Origin of the sequence: Kribbella sp. NPDC049584 (assembly GCF_040675555.1) — a bacterium.
GTDB lineage: Bacteria > Actinomycetota > Actinomycetes > Propionibacteriales > Kribbellaceae > Kribbella.
This window is the reverse complement of sequence record NZ_JBFAPF010000026.1, coordinates 1-1,147: the sequence shown is the minus strand read 5'-3', so window position 1 is coordinate 1,147 and position 1,147 is coordinate 1. Positions and strand designations below refer to the sequence as shown.

2 protein-coding genes are annotated in these 1,147 nt (G+C 69.0%); one reads left to right on the top strand and one right to left on the bottom strand.

Annotated elements, in window-relative coordinates; translation table 11 throughout:
* Positions 1 to 83 precede the first annotated feature (83 nt).
* On the top strand, positions 84 to 713 hold the full coding sequence (locus AB0J62_RS40465; RefSeq protein ID WP_363883216.1) for a hypothetical protein: 630 nt from the start codon (positions 84 to 86) through the stop codon (positions 711 to 713).
* Positions 714 to 761: 48 nt separating this feature from the next.
* On the opposite strand, the gene AB0J62_RS40460 is transcribed toward AB0J62_RS40465, so the two are convergent.
* Positions 762 to 1,147, bottom strand: a 386-nt coding sequence (locus AB0J62_RS40460; RefSeq protein WP_363883213.1) for a DUF2752 domain-containing protein, incomplete at its 5' end; no start/stop codon positions are given.

The following is a 1,147-nucleotide window of genomic DNA, read 5'->3' as shown; positions in this document are numbered from 1 at the left end:
CCCGCCGGTGTGGGGACGTGACCGCGAACCTGTGGAAAAGATAGCCTTCGGGGATTCCTCGACGTTCTCAGAAGGGAACCGCGGTGAGTACTCCGACGCCACCTCCCGGCGACGACCAGAACGACCAGAACCGGCCGCAGGACACTCCCGAGACCCCGGGTGAACAGCCGAGCCAGTACGGTCAGCCGAATCCGTACGGCCAGACCCAGCCCGAGCAGCCGAATCCGTACGGCCAGTCCCAGCCCGGCCAGTACGGCCAGCAGCCGGGTCAGTACGGTCAGCCGCAGTACCCGGGCCAGCCGGGTCAGTACGGCCAGCAGCCTGGTCAATATGGACAGCAGCAGCCCGGCTACGGTCAGCAGCCCGGCCAGTACGGGCAGCAAGGCTATGGCCAACAACAGGGCGGTTACGGCCAGCAGCAGCCGGGCGCCTACGGTCAGCAGCCCGGCCAGTACGGCGCGTACGGGCAGGGCGGCTACGGCTACGGCGGCGGCGCCGCACCGCAGAACAACACCCCGCAGACGCTGGCGATCATCGGCATCGTCTGCCTGGTGATCTGTACGCCGGCCTCGATCGTTCTCGGCCTGATTGCCCAGGGCAAGTTCCGTGAGCAGGGCCGCTCGGACACGCTGGCGAAGGTCGCGTGGATCGGCGGCGCTGCCCTGACCGGACTCGGACTGCTGTTCTACATCATCGGTCTCGCGGCCAACTGAGCTGTCTGTCGCGGGGCCTGCGCGGCCCCGCGGCAGGGTCGTCGCAGGTCAGTTCAGGTTGCGAGCGACGCCGTACACGACGAGCAGGGCGATGACGCCCTTGATCAACCAGTCCGCGACACGCGGGCTCATCGACAGCCTGGGCAGGCGCACCAGCCGCAGCGACTCGAGGCTCCAGGCAAGCACTTGGTAGCCGACGGCAACGCCGACGAGCGGGCCGAGCACCAGGATCACCGGGTTGAAGTGCCAGGCGGCGTCCAGATCACCGCGCAGCAAGGCGGCTGCCATCCGGGTCGACCCGCAGAGCGGGCAGTTCAGACCGGTGGTGGCGTGCAGGATGCACGGAACGCCGATCCGGTCGCCGGACAGCTGGTACAGCCCGGCCAGCGCGAATCCGCCGACACCCACCGCGGACAGGCCCCACACCCGGCGGT